14 protein-coding genes are annotated in these 22631 nt (G+C 62.4%); 6 read left to right on the forward strand and 8 right to left on the reverse strand.

All coding sequences use genetic code 11. The features are described 5' to 3' along the window. Positions 1-454: 454 nt before the first annotated feature. Both AC1DMY_RS10005 and AC1DMY_RS10010 read left to right on the forward strand, forming a co-directional pair. Positions 455-3466 (forward strand): TonB-dependent receptor plug domain-containing protein, encoded by a 3012-nt coding sequence (locus tag AC1DMY_RS10005; protein ID WP_477164795.1) that lies wholly within the window; start codon positions 455-457, stop codon positions 3464-3466. Positions 3467-3726: 260 nt separating this feature from the next. Then, entirely contained in the window at positions 3727-5319 is a 1593-nt protein-coding gene (locus AC1DMY_RS10010) for an alpha-L-fucosidase (protein ID WP_477164796.1), read from the forward strand. Positions 5320-5418: 99 nt separating this feature from the next. Here AC1DMY_RS10010 and AC1DMY_RS10015 read toward each other — a convergent pair whose 3' ends face one another. Further along, positions 5419-6381 carry a ComEC/Rec2 family competence protein gene (locus AC1DMY_RS10015; protein WP_477164797.1) on the reverse strand — a complete coding sequence of 321 codons (963 nt, stop codon included), beginning with the start codon at positions 6379-6381 and terminating at the stop codon, positions 5419-5421. A 354-nt stretch (positions 6382-6735) separates the two neighbouring features. On the opposite strand from AC1DMY_RS10015, the gene AC1DMY_RS10020 reads away from it, so the two are divergent. Then, positions 6736-7074 (forward strand): helix-turn-helix domain-containing protein, encoded by a 339-nt coding sequence (locus AC1DMY_RS10020; protein ID WP_477164798.1) that lies wholly within the window; start codon positions 6736-6738, stop codon positions 7072-7074. 341 nt (positions 7075-7415) lie between these two features. Further along, a complete protein-coding gene (locus AC1DMY_RS10025; RefSeq protein ID WP_477164799.1) occupies positions 7416-8495 on the forward strand; it encodes a hypothetical protein in 1080 nt (359 codons plus the stop codon). 220 nt (positions 8496-8715) lie between these two features. Here AC1DMY_RS10025 and AC1DMY_RS10030 read toward each other — a convergent pair whose 3' ends face one another. The 6 genes from AC1DMY_RS10030 to AC1DMY_RS10055 form a co-directional block, all read right to left on the reverse strand. Further along, on the reverse strand, positions 8716-10122 hold the full coding sequence (locus AC1DMY_RS10030; RefSeq protein WP_477164800.1) for a TolC family protein: 1407 nt from the start codon (positions 10120-10122) through the stop codon (positions 8716-8718). Further along, positions 10103-12028, reverse strand: coding sequence for an FUSC family protein (locus AC1DMY_RS10035; RefSeq protein WP_477164801.1), 1926 nt, complete (start codon positions 12026-12028; stop codon positions 10103-10105). Before AC1DMY_RS10035 ends, AC1DMY_RS10030 begins: the two co-directional genes overlap by 20 nt. Beyond that, a complete protein-coding gene (locus AC1DMY_RS10040; RefSeq protein WP_477164802.1) occupies positions 12012-13037 on the reverse strand; it encodes a hypothetical protein in 1026 nt (341 codons plus the stop codon). The genes AC1DMY_RS10035 and AC1DMY_RS10040 overlap by 17 nt, the downstream gene beginning before the upstream one ends. Positions 13038-13051: 14 nt before the next feature. Next, entirely contained in the window at positions 13052-13468 is a 417-nt protein-coding gene (locus AC1DMY_RS10045; protein WP_477164803.1) for a YtcA family lipoprotein, read from the reverse strand. 82 nt (positions 13469-13550) lie between these two features. After that, positions 13551-15260 (reverse strand): thiamine pyrophosphate-dependent enzyme, encoded by a 1710-nt coding sequence (locus tag AC1DMY_RS10050; RefSeq protein WP_477164804.1) that lies wholly within the window; start codon positions 15258-15260, stop codon positions 13551-13553. A gap of 192 nt (positions 15261-15452) precedes the next feature. Then, positions 15453-16388 carry a catalase family protein gene (locus tag AC1DMY_RS10055; protein WP_477164805.1) on the reverse strand — a complete coding sequence of 312 codons (936 nt, stop codon included), beginning with the start codon at positions 16386-16388 and terminating at the stop codon, positions 15453-15455. Positions 16389-16824: 436 nt separating this feature from the next. Between AC1DMY_RS10055 and AC1DMY_RS10060 the strand changes: the two genes are divergently transcribed. Both AC1DMY_RS10060 and AC1DMY_RS10065 read left to right on the forward strand, forming a co-directional pair. Next, a complete protein-coding gene (locus AC1DMY_RS10060; protein ID WP_477164806.1) occupies positions 16825-18375 on the forward strand; it encodes a LuxR C-terminal-related transcriptional regulator in 1551 nt (516 codons plus the stop codon). Between the two features lie 36 nt (positions 18376-18411). Then, positions 18412-21438, forward strand: a complete 3027-nt coding sequence (locus AC1DMY_RS10065; protein ID WP_477164807.1) for an ATP-binding protein — start codon at positions 18412-18414, stop codon at positions 21436-21438. Positions 21439-21762: 324 nt separating this feature from the next. Here AC1DMY_RS10065 and AC1DMY_RS10070 read toward each other — a convergent pair whose 3' ends face one another. After that, on the reverse strand, positions 21763-22545 hold the full coding sequence (locus AC1DMY_RS10070; RefSeq protein ID WP_477164808.1) for a 4'-phosphopantetheinyl transferase family protein: 783 nt from the start codon (positions 22543-22545) through the stop codon (positions 21763-21765). Positions 22546-22631: the final 86 nt, after the last annotated feature.

The raw sequence follows: 22631 nt of genomic DNA on the forward strand, positions 1-22631 counted from the left end.
AACTAAGTCAAATATGAACTATAAGTTCGTATATGAATCTCTTCTCGCAGGGGGCGGGACAGGGAGGGAGGCGGGGATGGGGCGTGCGGGGCGCGAGCTTGGCACACGCAACCCACGCTCAGATGAACGAATGGACCGATGCAGAGCAAGCGTCATGAATCTCCGTTGGCTGTGGTTCAAGCCGTCGACTCGAAGAGGACACATCGGAAAGAGCCGTTCGCCTGTGGGAAGAACGGCGCAAACAGCAGGCTGCGGATGGCGCGGAGCAAGTTGGTCAAGGCCATCAAGCAGTCTTGTCACGAGCAGGGCGGATTGAAGCGCCTGTTCCGGGTTGGGGACCGCGGAAGCGGACCGGTGCAGGCGAGCGAACACAGCGCACAAGAAGTGAATAGAGCTGGTGGGCGCAATGCTCAACGGCAATCACACCATTGAAGCTTTACGGGGAGGGTTAACCATGAACAAAATCCGTTTGCGACGCAGCGTACTCGCCACTTCCATGGCACTGGCGCTATTCACGCCACACGCTTTTGCACAATCAACGTCGTCCGGGAGCGACCAGTCGTCCGCGCAGCAGGCACCAGCGGATGCGAAGTCGTCCACCAAGGCGGACAAGACAGTCGAATTGCAGGGTGTCACGGTCACGGGCTCGATGATCCCGCGCGCGCAGGTGGAGGGGCCGGCCCCCGTGGTTTCCGTCACGGCGCAGCAGATCAAGGACCAGGGCTTCACCACGCTGTGGGAATTCCTCGATTCGTTGCCGCAGGTCGGGCAACAGACCTCGGATCCGGCTTCCTGGGGCTCCAGTTCGGTCAATGCGCGCTCGGTCAATCTGCGCGGCGTGGGTCCGGGTTTCAGCCTGCTGTTGATCGATGGCCATCGCGTGGTGGATTACCCGCAGCCGCTCAACAAGCAGAGCAATTTCCAGAACTACAACAACCTTCCCATCGGCATGATCGATCATGTCGAAGTGCTTGCCTCTGGCGCCTCGTCGATCTACGGCTCGGACGCGGTGGCAGGCGTGATCAACGTGATCCTGAAGAAGAACTATCAGGGTGACGAACTGCAAATCACCGGTGGCACCGCGACGCGTGGTGGCCGCAACTACGGCGACATCAACTTCTTCGGCGGCAAATCCGGCAGCAACTGGCACATCCTCTACAACCTCGAGCAGTCCAACCGGACGGCGCTGTGGGGCAAGGATCGTCCGTACCAGGATTCGGTATCCGATGCGGGCTATGGCGCCTGGGGCCCGGCGTCGCGCATGTTTGGCTATCAGTACGACGCAGCTGGCGCCATCGCGCTCTCCGCGACGGGTGCCAATGGCCAATACATCACGCCGCCGGCCGGCACCTGCTCGAAGTTCACCAACTCGCAGCTGAGCCAGTCGCATTCGGTCACCACTAATGGCGCGCAGATCACCGGTGTGACCAACAACGGTTACTACTGCTCGCAGCCCGCGCTGTTCCAGAACTGGGTGCTGACGCCCGGTAGCCGCAGCCAGAATGGCTATATCGCCGGCGAGTACGACTTCAGCAACGGCTTGCAGCTGTATGGATCGGCCGCCCTGTATGACACCACGGGCATCTCCAACACGCAGCTGCCGGTGGAGGTGACTGGCAAGTTCTACGACCAGAGCACGGGCCAGGTGATCAACCAGGGCATCCGCCAGTTGACCGCGCAGGAGATGGGTACGGCGGCCAACACGCATGACCGCGAGCAGAACTGGAACCTGCAGGTTGGCCTGAAGGGCACCATGTTCGACAACCGGTTCAACTGGGATTTGAACCTCAATAGCCAGAAGTACACGGTGCGCGAAGACTATACGGGCATCAACGTCGATGGCATGAACAACTTCTTCCTGGGCAAGCAGCAGGGCACCACCGCCGACGGCTTGCCCATCTACAACATGAACTGGCAGCAGTGGTGGAACCCGATCACGCCGCAGCAGTACGGCCAGTTCGCGGTCAACGGCGAGAACACGTCGTCATCGTGGCTGGACCAGGCGCAGTTCCGCATCAACGGCGATCTGTTCAAGCTGCCGTGGGTGGACGAGTCGGTGGGTTGGGCAGCGGTGCTCGAAGCTGCGCACAACGGCTTCCTGCTTTCGCCCGATCCGCGTTCAGCCGACCCGGCCACGTTCCAGAATCCGTTCGGCGCCTATCTCACTGGCGGCGGTACGCGTCAGCGCTTCTCGCTGGGCACCGAGTTCCGCGTGCCGATTCTCGATTCGCTGACCTGGACCATCTCCGGCCGCGGCGACAAGTACAACGACGCCAGCATGGCCGACGTTGCCAAGACATGGGGCACGGGCCTGGAGTACCGTCCGTACGACGGCCTGCTGCTGCGCGGCAGCTACGGCACCAACTTCAAGGCGCCGGACATGCAGGCCATCTACCTGACCGGCTCTACGTCGCCGGTGGGTGATTACCTCGACCCCTTGCAGTGCATCAACGCGATCAAATCGGGTGTGACCAACAGCACCTGGTGCAGCCTGGTACAGCGTCCGACTTCGCAGTACTACAACTTGAACACCAACGGCAGCACGTTGCTGGAGCCGCAGACTGGCCACTCCTGGACCTACGGTTTCGTGTGGCAGATTCCGGGCGTGCAGGGCTTGTCGGTGTCGGCAGACTACTGGCACATGGGCGTGGACAACGCGATCGAGTATCTCGACAAGGATACCGTGCTGGTCGACGAGGCCGGTTGCTTGACGGGCCTGCAGGCCAACGGCACTTCAGCGTTGTCGCCTTACACGGCGCACGTGCCGGGTTCGGCGTATTGCCAGATGGTCACCCAGATGGTCAAGCGCAACGCGGCTGGCCAGATCATCTCGGAAGATTCCGGCCCCATCAACGAAGCCTCGCTGTATGTCAGCGGTATCGATGCGTCGCTGGACTATAAGATTCACACCGACGATTACGGCAACTTCCGCGCCGGCATCAACTACACCGACAACCTCTCGTACAAGCAGCGCGTGCTGGCCTCCGATCCGTTGCAGAACACCCGCTACAACAATGTGGCGAGCCGCATGACCTGGATCGCCGACTGGACCAAGGGCGACTGGAACGTGTCGATCTCCGGCGTGCGCGACGGCAGCATGCGCGCCCCGAACTACGCCGGTTGCGTCGTGCTGCCCAACGGCATCCAGCCGGGCATGGTCAACGTGCAGAACGGCAGCGAGTCGATCAGTACGGGCGTGTGCCAGGTGACGCAGGATGGCAATCCGGTGGCCGTCGACTCCGCCACGTACCGTGGCAGGACGCCGGTGTGGATCACCTGGAACACGGCGATCGGTTGGCAGATGAACCCGGATACCATGCTGAAACTCACCGTATCCAACATCTTCGACAAGGTCGGCTCGATCCCGTACTACGCCGGTGGCTTCGAGTTCGTTACGACGGGCCAGACCGCGGACGAATACAACGGCCGCGAGATCTTCCTGACGTTCGACTACAAGTTCAAGTAACGCCGTGTTTCCCTGCGTCTTGCAGGCATGACTCTCCCCGGGTCTGACGGGCCGGCCTCGGTATTGCCGAGGTCGGCCCGCTCATGACGGCAAGGGCAGGGGAGGCGCACCTCGCACGACGGGCGCCTGGCGGAGTGAATCAAGGAGTGGGACGTATGCCGTTCTGCAAGAAAAGCACTTGCAACGTTGCCGCTAATGCCGGCCCCGTATTTCCCGCGATGTCTTTGTTTGCGTTACGCCGCGGCGGGGCCTGGTTGGCCATGGCTTGTGCGCTAGCCACGACAACAGCCATCGCCAGCAATCCACCCCAAGGTTTTGAACCGCCAGATGCGGCAACGATCGAACGACAATGGGAGGACGCGAACCGCCCATTTGATGGCGCACGCCAGGCCGTTCTTGCGCAAACGCATAAAGTGGCCTGGCAAGGCCCGATGTCTCCCGACTGGAAGAGCCTTGCCGCTTATCGCACGCCAGCGTGGTACCAGGATGCGAAGTTTGGCATCTTCATCCATTGGGGCGTGTATTCCGTGGCGGCGTACAAGGGCGAGTGGTATCCACGCCACATGTACGAACGCAGCGGCGAATACGCCAACTACTATCAGCATCAGGTAAGCACCTATGGATCGATGCCCCAGGCCGGCTACAAGGACCTGATTCCGCGATTCAAGGCGGAGCATTTCGATCCACAAGCGTGGGCGGCGTTGTTCCACGCTGCCGGCGCGCGCTACGTGGTTCCCGTCGCCGAGCACCACGACGGCTTCGCCATGTACGACTCCAAGCTATCCGATTGGACGGCCGTAAAGATGGGTCCGCATCGCGACGTGATCGGCGAGCTCGCCAAGGCCATCCGCGCGCAAGGCATGAAGCTCGGCTTGTCATCGCATCGCGCGGAACACGATTGGTTCTACGAATACGGTCGCAGCTTCGATTCGGACGTCAACGATCCCAAGTACGCCGCGCTGTACGGACCGGCACATCCCACCGAGTCGGCCAAGGGCGCCGATGGCAAGGAGGTCGACTGGACCTTCGTGTCGGACGCCTATCTCAACGACTGGCTCGCACGCTCGTCCGAAATCGTGCAGCACTACCATCCGGATCTGATGTATTTCGATTGGTGGGTTGGTCAGCCGCGTTTTCGCGGCGCACTCGCTGATTTCGCCGCCTTCTACTACAACCAGGCCGCATCGCGTGACCAGGGCGTCGTGCTCAACTACAAGCTCGACAACATGATGCCGGGCACCGGCACCTTGAATATCGAGCGAGGGCAGGCCGCCGATATCCTCGCGCAACCCTGGCAGACCGAAACCTCCGTAAGCCCCGATTCCTGGGGCTACGCCGAAGGCGACACCTACAAGTCACCCGACGAGATCGTGCAACTGCTCGCCGATGTAGTGAGCAAGAACGGCAACCTGCTGTTGAACATCGGCCCCAAAGCCGATGGCACGATTCCCGACGAGGCAAAGAGCATCCTGCTAGCCGTAGGCCAATGGCTGAAGCTCAACGGCGAAGCCATCTACGGCTCGCGACCATGGCAACGTTTCGGCGAAGGCCCAACCCAAGTTGCCGCCGGCACCATGCAAGACACCAAGACCAAGCCGTACACACCCGAAGACTTCCGCTTCACCACCCGTGACGGCCACCTTTACGCCATCGAGATGGCCTGGCCTGCAAGCGGCCAGGCGCTGATTCATTCCATCACGCCGCCGACATCGGTTCGGAAAGTAACGCTGCTGGCCACGGGCGCGTCGATCGCGTTCCATCAAGAGGCGGATGGTTTGCATCTTGATCTGCCCAAGCGGCCAGCGGGCTTGCACGCGTATGTGTATCGCATCGCGACTTCTGTATCTCGATAACGCGCGATGCCCTTGCGTTTGGTGTGGCTTGGTAATAGTTAAACCATGACATGGCGAGGTTATCGTTTGCGCGATCAGTTGGCCTGCCCGCGGGCAGCGCTATTGGCTGCACTGGTTGGCTCCGCAGTAGATGGTCGTGCGCGTTCCTACGCCATTCGCCTTGACGTCAACGGTGAGCGTGCCATTGGAATTTGTTCCAAAAATCGCCCGCAGCTCTTTGGGAATGTCCATCCATTGACCGTCTTCGCCACAACGGATCTGGTGCGATGGGGCAAGTAGGAGTCGAGTGCCAGAGGCCGCGCGATAGTTTTCGATAGCTTTGCAACGAGGGTGGTAGTACGACGTGCCCGCGCTGGAGAGTAGATAATATGGGAGGGTATTTTCCGCCCATACCAGGCTATTGCTCCCGTTGCTTTCCGCCCCATGATGACTGACTTCAAGGACCTCGGTTTTGAGGAAGTCATCCGGCTTGTGGTTCGATGCGGCGTTCTCTATGGCCTGGTTTTGTGCATCGCCTGTCGCATCACCTGGAAAGACCAATTTCTTGGCGTTGTGGTCGATCATCAGCATCATGCTGGCCGCGTTGGAGCCTTTCGTGCTGTTGACGGTGAGCACATACGTGGGTGCCGTGTCGCACTTGAGTGCGAGTACGTCATTGCCGTTGTTACTCCATCCTGGCTCAAACCCCACGTCCCCAACGTTGGGGAAGTCATTCATGCGAACGGGTATCCCGGCAAGGGCGGCCTGCTTCAGCCAGACTTTGACCGGATCGCCATAGTTGTTGTATGAGCCGCCACCCCAGATAGATCGAACGCTCGCCAGCGTGGGTTTGGGGAAAATATCGGGAATGTAGTTGCCGTGGTCTCGATCGCTGTGACTGAAGACGACCACCACATCATGCCCTCCGGTCACTGCCCTCGCAGCGGCGATCGCTTCATCCTTGGTGAGCGCGCCATCGGAATTGCTTGATCCGCAATCATCGAGAAGAACGACGTTGTTCGTACCAGGGCATTCCACAACGTGGCACATGCCGGCGCCAACATTGAGGTAATGGGCGCGCAACGTCGTAGACGCCCTGGCCGGGATGAGCAGCGGGCTGCTTGCTCCTGCGGGTGGCGCGGGAGGTGGTCCGGATGGCCGTGTTGCCACGCGCTGGCAGGCCGAAAGGCCTACGACCACCAGCAGTAGAGCGGCCGCTCGAATCGATCGCCAATACTTATCCATTAGTGGTTTCGCCCCATTGTGCCCACGCGGCGGGATTCCGCATGGCTTTGGCGAGTCTGCGTCGTTGGTCTTGGAACGCTCAAGCGAGTTCCATTGCGCGGCCGTCAAACACGTTGCGCGACGCGCAAGAAATCGTCGGGGAAGCGTTATTGCGCAGAGCAACAGGAAGGCCAATCACCAGGGGAGGGGGGCATGGGCATTGCAGCGTCGGCATCCGACAGGGCGACTAGGCTTCGACAGGCGATGGCCGCAAGAGGAGTGGCCAAGCTGTGCGTGCTGGCAGCGATCCTCGGCGTCACGGAGAGCGCCATCTCGCGTTGGCGACAAGGAGGGGCGATCACCTTGGAAAACGCCGCTCTCCTCTGCGATTCGCTTGAGATCTCCTTGGACTGGCTCGTGCTCGGACGGGGTGACATGGAAGCTCACACTCACCTTGTCGAAAGCGCTCGCTCAGCACCTTACGCGCGCCTGCCAAGGCATCTGCGAGTGAGCCTGGACGCCTTCCTTCACGCGGTGATTGCAGGCACCTGACCAGCGCGCAAGCGCCCTGAGCACCCCGCAAGCGAACTCGCTTGGAGGTGGCGTCGTCCGCACCTATGGTGGCTGCCAAGGATGGAAGGGGGAGATCACGTGCGCTTCCAAACTCGCGCCAGCAGCGGCTGGTGCATGGCCGCTCTCACTTCGCTCCTTCTCGTCGCCATGCGTGAATGGCAAGAACGCGCGCGCGTTCCCACAGCGGCGGCGACGGCTCACTCATCCGCGCTATCGGCATCTCGGCACTCGCGGCCCCAGTAGTGGTTCGACCAGCCGGTCGCAACGCGCCGGCGCATCGCACCCTTTCAGCGCCACCACGTGAAAAGAGGACTTTCGCCATGCAGACGCTCGTCAATCTCGCGACAACCAAGAAGTGGAACAAGGCCTTCACCAATATCCTTCGTGAAAACGACCGTACCGTTTGGGGTAACTGGACACTCAACCCCACGGTGATTGCCGGTGCCGTCGGCATCGTTGACACCGAGACGGGTGAGTTCACGCATCTGGGCAACGTGCCGGACGCCGAACTGTTTCCACTTCTTGCACCGCAGGACTGGTTCGTGGAGTCAACCGGCGTACGCAGGACGCAGACACAGGTCGACTTCAAGGGCGGCTACGTCGATCCGTCGACGGGCCTCACGGTGGAAGTTGGCACGCAAGTGGACTGGAGCTTCTCCGAGGAAAGTTCGCTCTCGTCCAATGCGCACATCAGCGGCCGGACACTGGTGAACAACTTTGCTGACCTGCTCTCGGATCAATTTCCATGGCTTTACGAAAAAGCCAAGAAGGCAGGCTTCGCTACGGATAAAGGGATCGTCCAGGGCTTCGGCGTCATCACGCAGACTTGGGACTGCGCCGGCGCGGTCAACCTTGGCGCACTCGAGAAGGACAGCAGCTTTGGGTTGACCGGTTCGGTCGACGGGTCGGCCGCCATGACCGGCGGAGCGCCCGTCAAGGCGGGGATCAAGGGGTCGTTCAAGGACACCAAGGCCACCAAGTCTTTCGAACGCCATATGTACCCGGCGGAAGAGAACACCGCGCCCACGAACGACATTGCCATCAGCTACAACTTCGCGTCATTCGACGGGCATGTCCTCCTGCCGCGTTGGGCCAACTCATTGACCGGCCTGACCATTGTCTTCACCAGCGGCGGCTCCTTTATCAGCCGCTGCAAGATCACCTATAAGCGATCCGACGGAAAGACTTACGAGGACAACGTGACCTTCTCCGCAGGGTTGACCCGGACGCTCACTGCCCCACTGGACGCAACAGACATGAGCGTGGAGATCGACCTGGTCGCCGGCGACACCTTCCGCTTCAAGTTCGATCGACCGGGGGCCGAGTGGGTCCTGGGCCAGGTCAAGTTCAATATCGGTGGCTGGTGGCCCAGTGGCGGCCATGTGGAGTGGAACACCTGATCCGCGAACCAACGCCAAGTGGACGTGGCCGCCGCATCCATCGCTGATCGGCGGCCTTCGTCCATTTACTGGAGTGCGCGTCAAGGATGTGGTCAAGGATGCAGCGAAACGGCCTGGCCGGCGTGATGGGTCATCGTGAAGAACAACGGCGTTTCGTCATGGCTATCGCGGCCAGGCCCTGATCCGTTGATCCGGTCCATACTTGAACTCTTGTGTAAGCTCAGCGTGACGTGCGCTGGCCAATGGCCAGGGCCATCGCGGCGCGGGCGATCTGCACGCTGGCGTCTGCGTCCTCCTGGTTGGACTCGGCCTGTGCCAACGCCGCTTCGTCACTCGTCAGGTCGGTGACACTGGACAGGCCGTGTCGGTACGCGTCGAGCGACGCTTGATAGGCCAGCTCAGCTGCCTTGGTGTAGTCGAGTGCCTGTGTGCGGTTCGCCAGGCTGGTCTTCAGGTCGTTGTAGCTTTGTGTCACCTGCTGAGTGGTGGCAAGTCTCGCGGCGGAGAGTGCGTCCTCCGCTTCGTCCCGCTTCGAACGTGCCAGGGCCACCTTGGTCGCGCGGCCGCCGCCGTCGAACAACGGAACCTCGAAGGCGACGAATACGCTGTTGCCGGTCATGTTGATGCTGGAGAACGGGCTGTTGTCGCTGCTGGTCTTCCCGATGTTCTGGAAGACCTGGGCCTCGATGCTCAGTGTGGGGCGATAAGCGGCCCGAGCGGCATCGATGTCTGCCGTGGCGGCCGCCACACGATCTTGGGCGGCGATGATGTCGGGCCGCGAACTCAACGCTGTCGCGATCAGGGCATCCAATGCAGGGGGCGTTTCCGGCGAGTCGAGCACATCTCCGGCATCATCCAGTTCGAGGTGCGAGTCCTCGCTCAGGCCAACCGTCGCCACCAGAGTGGCAAGTGCTGTCTGGGCGTCACCCGTCGCGCGTGTCTGCGCCAGTTGCATGGCCGCCGTCTGTCGATGCGCCTGCGCTACCTGCACCACGGTGGCGCGGCCATGCTTCCGCTGGTCGACAACGGCCTGTTCCGTCAGTTGCGCGGCATGAAGGGACTTGTCGGCGGCGCGCACCTTGCCCTGTGCGGCGCTGGCGTCGAAGTAGGCCTTGGAGACATTGAAGACCAGTTTCTCTTGGGCGCCGAGCAGGCCCGCGTCGGCGGCCTGCGCCGTCTGCATGGCCGCTTCGACCTGATTTTTCTTGCGGCCGAAGTCGAGCAGGAGCCATTTCAATTGCAGTGATGGAATGATTTCGCGCGAGGTCGAAACGATATAGCCTCGCGGCGATACATTGCGCGTAATCGCCAGCGGTGTATGTTCGTTGCCGGCCAAGGTTTTGATGTTCAACTGGGGCGCGTACTGGCTACGTACCAGCGACGTGTCCAGGTGCGCCTGGAGCGCGGCCTGTTCCACCTCGCGGTACGACGGGTTGTCATTGAGCGCCAACTCGATGAGTTGCCGCAGCGAATAGCGCCGCGACGCCGGGTTGATGGCTTGCTGCGTCGCTGCGTTTTCCGTCGCGTCCGCCTGCGCGCACGCAACCGTGGTGTAAAGCGAGAGTCCGATCGAAACCGCCAGCCAGCACCACGGCCACATCCGTGTTTCAGGTCTGGCGTGCGGCATGAACAATGTCCTCTTCAAGTTGCTGGCGGGCGAGATCAAGCGGCGACACTGATCGGTTGTCAGTCGCCGAACGCGGCCGCGGTAGGTGGTTCGGATCGCAAAGCGCGTCGATCTGATCGGCCAGAACGGCGTCGATGCCATCGCCTTGGCCGGGTTGTACGGACGTACGGATGAGCAGCAGGGTAAAGGCGTGCGAAGCGATGCGTTCGGCCGTGTCGACAGCCCTTTGTCCCATCGTGCTGGCAGGCAGCCGGCGCCATTCGAATTGCCCGCGCGCCTGCAGGACATCGGCGTGGGCAAGATCCTGGCTCACGGCGACCCGCTGTTGTGGTGCCGGCGGGTCGGTCTGCCGCAGCAACTGGCTGATCTTCTTCAGTGCAGCGATACGCAGCAGAGTCGCCTGTTCCCTGGCACTGACGGGCCAGACCGAGGCGAACACCAAGGTCACCCACAGGTTGCCGATCAGGATGCCGATGACGCGATCGCGCAGGCCGGTCAGGTCGGTGGCGGGGCCGTATCCCTGCAGTACGCCAAGAAAGAACGCAAACGCGATCTGCATGCCCGCGTAGGAGACCAGCTCGCTGCCGGTGGCGATCCACGCGGCAAAGGCGGACACGGCGGCGATCAGCAGGCAAAGCTGCCCGATGTCGGTGAGCAGCGGCAGTACGAAGACGATGCACAGGCCCGCCATGAGCCCGCCGATGATGGCGCCAGACGCCCGCAGCGTGAACTTGTGGACGCTTTCGCCAAAGGTCGTGAGCGATACGAAGAAGCAGGTCGTGACGGCCGTTCGGATGCCGGGCCAGTCGAGCAGGGTGTAGGTGGCATACGAGGCGAACACCGCGATCATCACCTTGATCGCAAACCGGGCGTGCGCGCGATTGCTGAAAGCGTCGGGCACGAAAAACCCATGCCTGGCGGCAAGGGCCTGCGGCAGGTCGTTCGCATCGCCACCGCACGCTTGGTTCAACACCCGGGCCGCAGCCTGCAGCAGTGCGATGCCCGTCGGGTCAGATGCCTGAAATGACGGTAGCGAAGGCGCGTTGGCGATGGTTGCCATCGATGCCGCACGCCGTCGCGCGAACACGCGCCCGGCCTCCCGGATGGAAGTCGATGCATGCCGGCGTATGTCAACGGCGCCGTCATCGAGCACGCTCGCCACGCTCAGAACTTCCAGCAGCGCCGCAATCAGGGCCTCGTCTTCCCCTGCAAGCGGCTTGAGGCGCTTGTCCCAGAGGAATGCCTTGTTCTTGAGCTGGTCGAGCGCCAGCAGCTCCGCACGTAGCCGGTGGGGATCGTCGGTGCCGGGGTGCTCCACCTGGGCGGCCACGCGTTCGAAGATGTCCGCGGCACGCCTGCGTGACAATGCCACGGGGCTTTCACCGAACATCAGGTTCATCATGGCGGTAACCACGACAGGCAGCGTGACGACCACCCATAGCCATAGCACTCCATGCACCAGCGGGTCAGTCGCGGGGATGTCGTCGACCAGCGTCTGGGTGAGCACCAGCACGTAGCCGGCCAGGAACGCAATAGGTCCCAGCGTACTGGTGCGGGCGAAGAACGACCCGGCAAACGCACTGAAGGCGAGTAGCGGCAAGCGCAGCGCCGGTTCCGCCGCATCGAACACATAGAGCAGGATCGAGATCCCGATGGCGAGGCTCGCTGCCAAAATGCCGCCGATCGAGGTGATCAAGGTGGATGCGGCATCTTCCTGGCTCGCGACGAATACCAGGTAAGCCACGTAGGCGGGTAGGGGAATCTGGAACGTCATAGCCAACGCAACCACGAGCGCAGATGCGGTTGCGATGCGCGCGATGGCGCGTCCCCGTGCCGGAGTGAGCGCCAGTTCGCGTCGCCATAGCGACGTCCATGCGCTGGGGCGCGTGTCAGTCGGCGCGATCATGTGTCACCCGCACCGACGCCGTGGCGCCCACGCGCAGCATGGCGGCATCACCACGCTGCAGATGCACCCATATGGGAAACCGCTGCGCCACGACGACCCAGTTGAGGTTACGGTCCACCTGGGGCAATCCGGGGCCAATGGATCCCACCGGTTGCACGCCGGGACCAAGGCTTTCGACGACGCCCTGCAAAGGTTCGTCATCATGTCCCATCACCCACACCGTGGCCTGATCGCCGGCGTGCAGGTGCGCGAGATCGGTCTCGCGGAAATTGGCAACCGCATACCAGTGGTTGTCATCGATCACCGTCAGCACGGGGTGCCCCGCCGATGCGAACGACCCCAGCGCCAGGTTGAAGCCCACGATGCGTCCCTCGGTGGGGGCGATGATCGAGGTTTCGCGCAGATCGCGTGCGGCGAGCTGCTGCGCTGCCAATGCTCCAAGCAACTGTGCTTTCAGACTCTCGACGTCGCCGATGGCTTCCTTGGCCTGCGATGCCTGCTGGATGGCGGTATCCAGCTGCGCCTGCGCACTGCGCTCATCCGTACGCGCCTGGTCAATCTGCTGAGTGGTGGCGAATCCCTTGGTGTACAGCGGCTCGAGTCGCTCGCGCGTGTCGTGGGCAAGCGATAGCTGTTGGCGCGCACGCTCCACCTGGTGTGTTGCCGCCTGTGCGCCCGAACCCTGCGATGTCACCTGGCGACCCGTCAGGGCGATCTGCGCCTGCAGCGCCTGTACCTGCGCGTTCGCCTGTTGCAGCCGGTATTGGAAGGGTTCGGGATCCAGCTGCAGCAGCACCTCGCCCTTGTGTACCGTCTGGTCGTTGCGGATGTGGATGGCCACGATGCGGCCGCTGACTTCCGGCGTCAGTGATGCGCTGTATGCGTAGATGTATGCGTCATGGGTGCGCGGCCGCCGGTCGACGACGATCACCGAGACCACGATCAGCACGATGGCCGCGATGACCGACCCGCTCGCCACGGCTCGCCCGATGATGCGGGTGGAGGACATGCGCGTCGCCTCCTTCATGCGAGCCATGCCAGCCACACGGCCAGCGTGATGGCGATCCAAAGACTCAGATAGACCAGCACCGGTACGGGCAGCTCGCTGTCAACGCCGGTTCGGATCAACACCACGCGCACGAGAACGACGCCCAGCAGCCCGATCAGCGCGCACAGCATCCAGGTGGGGAAATAGGAGCCCAGAATGTTGCGCGAAGGCGACCGGCTGCAGGCCGTGACCAATGCTGCCGCAGGCAGGCAGGAAAAGCATCGCAGCATGAAACGCATGCGGCCCCATCGATGCCGTGGCATCCCTGGCATCATCAGCCGATGGCTTGTTGTCTTCATCGAAGCATGGCCCTGCGTTTGACCGTTGCCGGTGGCCGCAACCGCCCTCCGGCTTTGACATTTGATCGAAAGGATGCCGGGCGACAGGCGCAAGCCTGTCGCGACCGGAAGAGAAAGCGGGCCACCCCGACGGGCGGCCCGAATGACTTGCCTGCAGGGAGTACAGGCGGGCGCGTCAGATGTTTTCGCGGATCATTTCCAGCACATCGGCACCGCGTCCATGCAGGATCGCGCGCGCCGAATACAGTGCCATGCCCATGACCGGCTTCAGCTCGATCATGGGCGGCTTGACCAGTTCCAGCTGATTGACCAGCACGTTGAGCAAGGCCGGGCCAGGCTGTGCCAACAACTCCTCGATGGCGGCATCGAGATCGGCCGCCTTGTCCACCGTCTTGCCCCACATGCCGATCGCCTCGGCGACCTTGCCGAAGTCGGGATTCTTCAACTTGGTGAAGGTGTCGAGTATGCCCTCGGCCTTCTGCTCGATCTCGACGAAACCCAGCTTGCCGTTGTCGAACACAATGATCTTGACCGGTACTTCTTCCTGCAGCGTGGTGATGAGCTCGCCGAACAGCATGGTGAGTCCGCCATCGCCACAGCACGCGATGACCTGGCGATCCGGCGCAGCCTTCTGCAGGCCGATGGCGCTGGGGAGCCCCGAGGCCATGGTGCCGTGGAGCAGGCTTCCAAAGATGCGGCGCTTGCCGTTGGCGTCGAAGCAGCGGATGGCCCAGACGATCGGTGAGCCGTCATCGGCGACCAGCAGGGCGTCGTCCGCCGCATGTTGGTTGATACGCGACATCAGGTACGACGCGGGAATGGTGTCGTCGTGTCCCGGCTTCAGATGCTTTTGCCAGTCGGCCATCGCCTTTTCGTAGCGCCCCACAAATTCCACAAGGAACGCATCGTCCGCGTGGTCCTGCAGGTGGGGCAGCAGCGACTGCAGCGACAGCTTGATGTCGCCCACGGCTCCGAGCGCGACGTGGTGACGGCGCCCCAGATGGGTGGGTTTGATATCGATCTGCACGATCTTGGCGTGATCGGGATAGAACTGGCGCCATGCGAAATCCGCACCGAGCAGCAGCAGCGTGTCGCATTCCAGCAGTGCGTTGTAACCGGCCTCGTTGCCAAGAATGCCGGTCATGCCGACGTTGTACGGGTTGTCATAGGCCAGGTCTTGCTTGCCGCGCGAGGTGTGCGCCACGGGGGCCTTCAACTTTTCCGCGACGGCCTTGATTTCCTCCAGCGCGCCTTCGCAGCCCGAGCCGGCGTAGATCGCTACCTTGTTGCCCGCGTTGAGGATCTTCGCGATCTCGGCAATTTCATCGGGGTTGGGCCGAATGTCCGGTTTGGCGTGATGCACGCGATAGGGGAAGTCTTCCTTCACCTCGCCATGCGAGATGTCGACGGGAACGATCAGGACCGCCACGCCCTTCTGCGTCAAAGCGGCCTGACAGGCGGCTACGGCCTTCTTGCGTGCCTGCTCTGGCGTGTAGATCTGTTCGCAATAGACAGTGCACTCCTTGAATACGCCCTTGAAGTCCACTTCCTGGATGAACTCAAAGCCCAGTTCGCTACTGGCGACTTGGCTCGCGATGATCACCAGGGGCGAGCGATTGCGATTGGCCTCGTAAAGGCCATTGATGAAATGAAGGCTGCCCGGCCCGCACGAGCCCGCACACGCCGTGAGTTCGCCGGTCAGCAGCGCCTCGGCGCCGGCGGCGAAGGCGCCAGCCTCTTCGTGGCGGACGTGCACCCATTCGATGGTGCTCTTGTCGAGGTTCTCGGCGATCAGGTTGAGCGTGTCGCCCACGATGCCATAGCAACGTTTGACGCCGGCTTGTTCCAGAACTTCAACGATGATTTCGGCGACTTTCTTGCCCATTGCTCACTCCAGGGGATGGGGGCGTGACCGGCCACGGTCACGAGATCGATGACGGTTGCGGGGCGACGCGACGAGACGCGCGGCCCTGTTCCGTGGAAACACGACGTTCCGCCAGCGTTGCGGCGAAGTGTGCGCCGGGAGTTCGTGCCGCCCCATCCCCCTGATGGGGGTAACTGCGCGGACTGCGTTCTCTTACGCGTCGTTGCGTGGCGGCCTTGGCGGTGGCGCACCGAGCCAGCCTTCGGCACTCGTCGCATATACACGGCCGCGTGCGCGGTTGAGGCTGCCGAGCGGACGAAAGGGGCGCGGGCAGTTCCACGGATTGAACGCCAAGGTGTTGACGCTGCGCTTTATTGCCATGCCCCTGGCATCCAGTACGTTCTGCCGCGGAATGGTCAGCGTGGCGATGTCGATCATGGGCGAATCCGATTCGCGCCATTGCGCAGTGCCATCTTCGATCGGCGTGCGTGCGGGATCGACGTAACGCTGCACCGCCAGGCGATAGACCACGTCCCCATGGGAGAGCCGGGAGGCAAGCTCCGCCTCCAGGTAGTCAGGGTCCTTGCCGATGGGCGCGGTGTTGCCGTCGGTGGCGACAGGGCGCAACGAATAGCGCACGGGGCCGCCATCACCCCAGAGCAGGGGCGCCCGGCTCCAGAACTGGAGCGTCGCGACGCTGCTGCAAGGCCGGCTTCCGGTGCGCACGTTGCGGATGATGCGCAACGCTTCAGCAAACCCTTGCGTCAGGATCAGCCGCGGCACAATCAACGATTTGTTGCCGGTGGCGATTCTGGCGACCTCGACGAACTGCTTCGCATCGCGCGCATGCGACGCGGGGAAACTCGTCATCAGCAGGTCGTGATAGTTGTCGTTGCTGAAGTGGACGCGAACGGCGACGCCCCGCATGTCCGGCAGTCCGTCGCCCGCACACACCGGCGATGCATTGGACAGGCGTACCGTCACGGGGAACTGACGCCCTGCCAGGAAATAGCCCGCTGCGAGATCCGCAGGCAAATCATCGTGGACGAATAGGCGGGCATTGTCGAAGCCGGCGATGATCTTTGCGTGCAATGTGCGATGGCCGGGCTTGTTCGTCTTCTGGGCAACGCGCCGCTGGATGGCCAGCATGTCTTGTGCCCACTGCTGGATCAGGGTGCGTTCGGCCTCCACCGACCCGCCTGCATAAACCTCTTGCCAATCAACCATGAAATCGCCTCCTTTGCAGGCATGCCGGAATCACGCTCACCTCGGGGGCGTAAGAGTCGCCATGGTCCAAACGAGCTGGCCGGCGCGATATCCCCTCGATGGGGGATACACCCAAACTCGGCACTTACGGGCGCGCGATCTTGCGGGGTGGCGCAAGGTCTTGCCAATACCGCCAAAAAACCGAGAAAAGACTTTGGGAAAACCTGGATTTCACGACAGCGTTGAAGTGCTGACCTAGCTTTTACGCAGGCGGATGCGCGTGCCGGGGAGCGCGCATCGTGCAGCGATGACGGATCGAACCACCCATGTGAGAAACGCCTGGGACGCCTGAGTGCGTCTGGGGCGGTAAGGAATGCAGATGAACTTGTGGCCGGCTCTCCATGTTGCAGAGGCGTTGCCTGTTTCGGTCGATCTGGCGGAGATCGAGCTGTGCCTGCCGGCAAGTGCCGGTGCGGCACAGAACTTGGCCCGCCGGATGATGGACGAAGTCTGGCACAGCCTACGAAGCTTTCATGCCGACAGCATCCTGGCGGCGACAGCGCGCCTCGCTACGCTGATCGAGAGCGGCTGGGTCCCGAACGACGACCTCGCCGACGAGGTGCAGGTGCTGATGGCGATCGGCCACGTCTGGCGCGACGATCCGGCGAGCGCGCAAGACGCCGGGCAGCGCGCGCTTTGGCGAACCCGTTCGCCTCGGTTCCGCGCCGTGCTGCTGTGCGTGCTTCGCTTCTGCCACTGGCGCACACGAGATTTCCAGGCCTTCTATGAGTTGCCGCGATCGCGGCATCCGCGCTCAGGCCAACTTTGCGCACCCAGGGTCGCATGCCTGTCGATTGAATCCGCTGCGGAGGCGGAGCAGCTGCGTTTCAAGCTGGCCGAGCGCCTGGCGCGTGAAGCCACTGACTTGTCCGCGCGCGCCGCGGGCATCGATCCCCATGTCGCACTGCTTTCGACTTGCGTGCTGGCCACGATTGCATACGAAATGGGTGCCATCGATGACGCCGACCTGCTTATGCGCGGCCGGACTCCGGTGCTGGAACAACACGGCTCCATCGAAAGCGCCTGCTGGGGCTTTATTGTGTCGGCCAGGGTGGCCCAGGCGCGCGGTAACCCTGCGTTGGCGCTGCTGACATTGCGAAAAGGCGCAGGTGTCGGGGCAGGTCGCGGCTGGCTGCGATTGACGCTGCGTTGCATGGCCGAGGAGGCGGTCATCCTCGTTGTCGAACAGCGCCTGGAGCTGGCCGAGCGCGTGCTGGCCCTGGCGGACGCCAAAGCCGGGTTTCCACGTCATAGCGACAGGCTCACAGTGCTGGAGACCTGGCCGCTGGACTTGGCGCGCTGCCGCCTGGCCATGGCCCGGGGCGCGCACGCGCAGGCCCGTTCGGACCTCACTCGCCTGCGCGATGCGGCGCTCAATTTCAACCATCCGGCGCTGGTGGCGCGCGTGACCACCTTGCTCGTGGGTGCGCTGTTCGCCGAAGGGTGCATGGAGGAGGCGCGCGCCGAGCTGCTGGGTGTGCTGCAGCTGGGTGCCGACGTGGGGCTGTATCGAACGTTCATCGATGAACTGCCCATCATCGAGCCGTGCCTTCATGCGCTGCGGCTCGCGGACGGCGCGAGACTTGGCCATCTCAAACCGTACTTATCCAGTCTCCTTTCGGCATCTGGATCCCAGGCGACGGATCGAAAGAAATCGCCCGCCAGCCGCGATCAGGCGGATTTGCTGAGCACCAGGGAGACCGTTATCTTAAGGCTCATAAGTATGGGCCTGTCGAACAAGAGCGTCGCTCGCGAGCTGAACATCGCACCAGAAACCGTCAAGTCCCATGCCAAACGAATTTTCATCAAGCTTTCCACCCGGACGCGTGCCGAGGCGGTTGCCCGCGCCACCGAGCTGGGGCTCATCTAACCGGTGTCATGGCGGTCTCCGACCGGGCGCGCCGGCATGAGGGCATTTGGTCCCTTTCGACTCGACAGCCTCAATCACGTCTTGCTGCGCGTGACGGAGCAGGGCGAGGCACGGCCGGTGGCGATAACCGCCAAGGCGTTCGATGTACTGCGCTATTTCGTGGAACACCCCGGGCGGCTCATCAGCCACGAAGAACTGCTGGAAGCGCTGTGGAACGGCGTGGCCGTGCAGCCGGAGGTGCTGAAGGGCCACGTGCTTGCCATACGCACGGCACTGCAGGACGACGCGCACCATGCTCGCTTCATCGAGACGCAGCGCGGGCGCGGCTACCGTTTCGTTGCATCGGTCGAGTCGTTGGCCAGAGAGTCGGCGGAAACGCCACTGTCGACGGGCACGCTCGTCGGTCGGGGCGAATCGCTGGCGCAGTTGCGTGGCTGCTTCGAGCTGGCGCGGCAGCGTCGTGCGCAGACCGTCTTCGTGCGCGGCGATGCGGGCATAGGAAAATCGGCGCTGGTCGAGCATTTCTGCCGCGGGATAGAAACGCAGGCCGCCTTGATGTCCTTCGGTCGCTGCATCGAGGGCTTCGGCGGCGTCGAGCCGTTTTATCCCGTGATCGAATGCCTGGCCCGCCTGGTAAAAGGCGACCAGGGCTCGCGTGTGCAGGATGCTTTACTGTCCCATGCGCCTTCCTGGGCCTCGCTGCTAGGTGGCTTGATGTCGCGCGAACGTCGCGCACTGCTGCAGCGCTTGCCGGGCGCCATGGCGCGGAGTCGTGCGCTAGGCGAGTTCTGCGAGCTGCTGGAATTCCTCGCCGAGACGGGGCCGCTGGTGCTGTTGCTGGAAGACGTGCACTGGGCCGACCATTCGACGCTAGACGTGCTGTCTTCGCTGTCGCGTCGACAATCCCGCAGCCAGGTTCTGGTGATTTGCACGGCCCGGTCGGACGATGGATTTGAACGCGCGCCCGCGCTCAAGCAACTGGTGGACGACCTTCACCTGCACCAGCTGTGCAGCGTCGTCGACCTGAAAGGGCTGCGCGAGCAGGACATCACCGACTATGTCGCCCCCTACATGTTGGGCGGCGAGGCGGACATGGCGGGATTCCTCAGGCGTCGCTCGGGCGGCAATCCTCTTTTCCTGAGCATTCTGCTGGGCCACCTGAAGGAGGGTGTGTCGGTCGCCGACACCCTGGGCGCCGCAGCCGTGCCGCACACCATCAGCGAGCTCATCGAGTCGAAAATCGTTCGGCTGAACGAACCGACGCGACGGGTGCTGGAAGCGGCCTCCGCGGCGGGCGATACCTTCAATGCGCTCGTGCCCGCCACGGCGGCCGGCATGAGCGCGCAGCGCTTCGAGGATATCTGCGAAGACCTCAGTCGCTCGGGCGACTTCATCGAGCGACAGCATCTGGAACGGGCGGCCTCCGGGGAAACCGTGCGGGTCTACCGGTTCAGGCATGCGTTGTACCGGGAAGTGTTGCTCTCCCGCCAGGGACCGCTGCGCCTGGCGCAGAGCCATGCTCTTATCGCCAAGGAACTGGAGGCAAGCTACACGCCAGCCGGCGATTCGCACGAGCCGTTCGCGCTGGCTGAGCAGTTTTCCAGCGCACACGATTGGTCCAAGGCCATCGCCTATCTCAAGATTGCCATCCAGACGGCCAAACGGCGTTTCGCACACAAGGATGTCCTGACCATCCTGGACAAGGCCGAGCAGGTAGCTTCTCACGTGCCGGATGCATCGCGCGCTCAGATCAAGATGGACTTGCTGGAAGATCGCGCGTCCATCTACGCCGCCAGCCACGACCGTCGCGCGTTGCAGGTATTCACCCAGTTGCGTGACGCTGCCGAGGCGCTGGGGCAGGTCGACGCACAAGCGCGTGCCGAGCTGGGCTGCGGCTTCGCCATCAGCTGGACAGATGTACCGGCGGCCATCGGTCACCTGGAAGCTGCGTTCGCGCTCACCGAGGGGCAGCCAAATTCACAACTGCGGGCACGCATACGGCTGGCCAGCAACGTTTGGCGTATTTGGATGGCGGGTTGGACCCGTGACCTGTCCGAACAATGCAGCCTCAATCTCAGGAACCTGCGCAACGGCGATGATCGGCAGATCACCGCCTGGGGCATGATCGAGTACAGCATGGTCTGCCTGGTATCCAGTCGCTACGGCGAGGCGCTGGAGAGCATTGACGAGAATCTCGAGATCCTCATGCGGCATGCCGCCGACCGGCCCGAGTTCAACGTATTCCGTGCCATCTGGATGGCACACCTGGGACGGCCGTGGGCCCACATCATGCTGGGCGATTGGGGGCGTTCGCTACGCGAGTTCGACCATAGCGAAGCTCTTTTCGTGTCCAACGCCAACCGCTACAGCACCTGCACGCTGGAGACGCTGCGCGGCTTGCTGCACCTGCTGGCGGGTGATTTCGTGGCCGTCAGGCGTATCTGCGAAAAGCTTGGTTTTTACGGACGCGCAACCACGGACGCGTCCCCATCGCTGTACACGCTGCACCTACCCAACGAGATCCGTCATTGCACCCTGCTTGCCGGCGCCGCAGAAGCCGCGCGCGGTGATGCAGAGGCTGGCGTCGATATGCTCTTGCAGTTGCGCAACGACACGCTGCTGCGTCCGGTGATCATGGACTGGTATTGGCAATTCCTACTTCTATGGACACTGTCTGACACCCTGTTGAGAATCGGTCGGGTGGAGCAGGCGAGGTCCTTCGCTGACGAGATGCTGCAGACCTCTGCCGACACCGAAGAGGGGACGTGGCAGACCATGGCGCTTGAGCTTCGAGCTCGCGTAGCGATCGATCTGGGCCATCTCGACCATGCGCAGGCGCTCGTGGAACGAGGCGAACGCGTTATCGATGATCTAGGCGCACCGATTGCGAGCTGGCGGCTCTACCAGGTGGCCGCGTCGTTGCATCGCCTGCGGGGTTCAGTTGACGCGGCGGAGAAATACGAGAGTCTTCGAGACGCCGCCATCCAACGACTCGCTGCGAGCTTGCCCGAGGCTCATCCCCTGCGCGAGGCATTTATGTGTTCCACCCTACAGTGCCGCTGATCTTCTCGAAGCCGATCATGTTGCCATTGTCACAGTGGCCGATTTTGGATGCGACTTCGGCCGATCAACGCAACACAAGCTGGAAACCAACGACGCTTACGTCATGCGAGTGCGGGTAGGACGATTAGCCCGTGTTATCGCCAGTAGCAACCATCGTGGTCACTATCCCAGCAATCGATACGCGCCATGCCGCCAAGCTGGCCCCATGAAGATGCACCCAGGCCTGGCCCGGGCGCCCGGTGCGGACTTGGGGCGATCAATGACGCTATCCTCTCGGCGGAAGGCAGTTGGTGGATGGTCGCCCGCGGCGCGCTCTCAATATCGTCACCAGACGAAACTCGTCGCGACCGTGTCCACCGAAATCATCTTGAAATAGACTTCAAAGGATCGTCCTTTGAGCAGTGCAGGGCAAAGGCTTTCCTCAAGGACCAGCGTCAAGCGGCCAGCATTTACGTTCAGTCTCGAGACTCGCGCTGCACCGAAATCAAAGTAGCGTCCGACGCTGTAAAACAGGCCCTTGAACAGACTCTCCTTGGCGGAGAACGCCACCGTAAGAAGCGTATTGATTGAAAAATGTTCCCGCTGCGCTTCCAGCAACACTTGCTCCTCTGGCGTGATCACAAACTCCTGAAGTGCGGGATGTGCCTGTGCATCGACAACTTTCTCTATGTCGATCCCAATACCTTTTACGGTGGATGACAGAACGGCTACAGCGGCAGCCATGTCGCCCGTGTGCGTGATGCTGCCAGTGATACCCGCCTGCCACAGTGGCTCTCTCGACGTGCCGATGTGCGGTGTCGACGCCTCGATACCCAGGCGTTCGACGGCGTGACGGGCGGCGAGTCGCCCCATCAGGAACTCAGCCTGCCGTTTTGGAACTGCTCTCTGAAGTGCCTGAGGGAGCAGCACGTCATATCTTTCGAACGCCGAAAGACCGAATGCTGCCGCCGAAAACGCAATGACGAAGGCTGGTGGCATTCGAGCATCGTCATTTCCAAGCTCAAGCCATCGCGTGGTGCGAAGCATCACCCGACGCTCGCTGTCGGTAAGCGCACTCCTGAAGTCTGAAAGAAATTCTTCAGCATCATCAAAAAGATCTTCATGCATGTCGCTCGATTGGGTGCGAGAGAATCGTGGATGTGTAGCGCGCGGCGACGCAACAAACCCGGGGCGCCTCGAAAAATATTACGCGA

Source organism: Dyella sp. 01L423 (genome assembly GCF_056399945.1).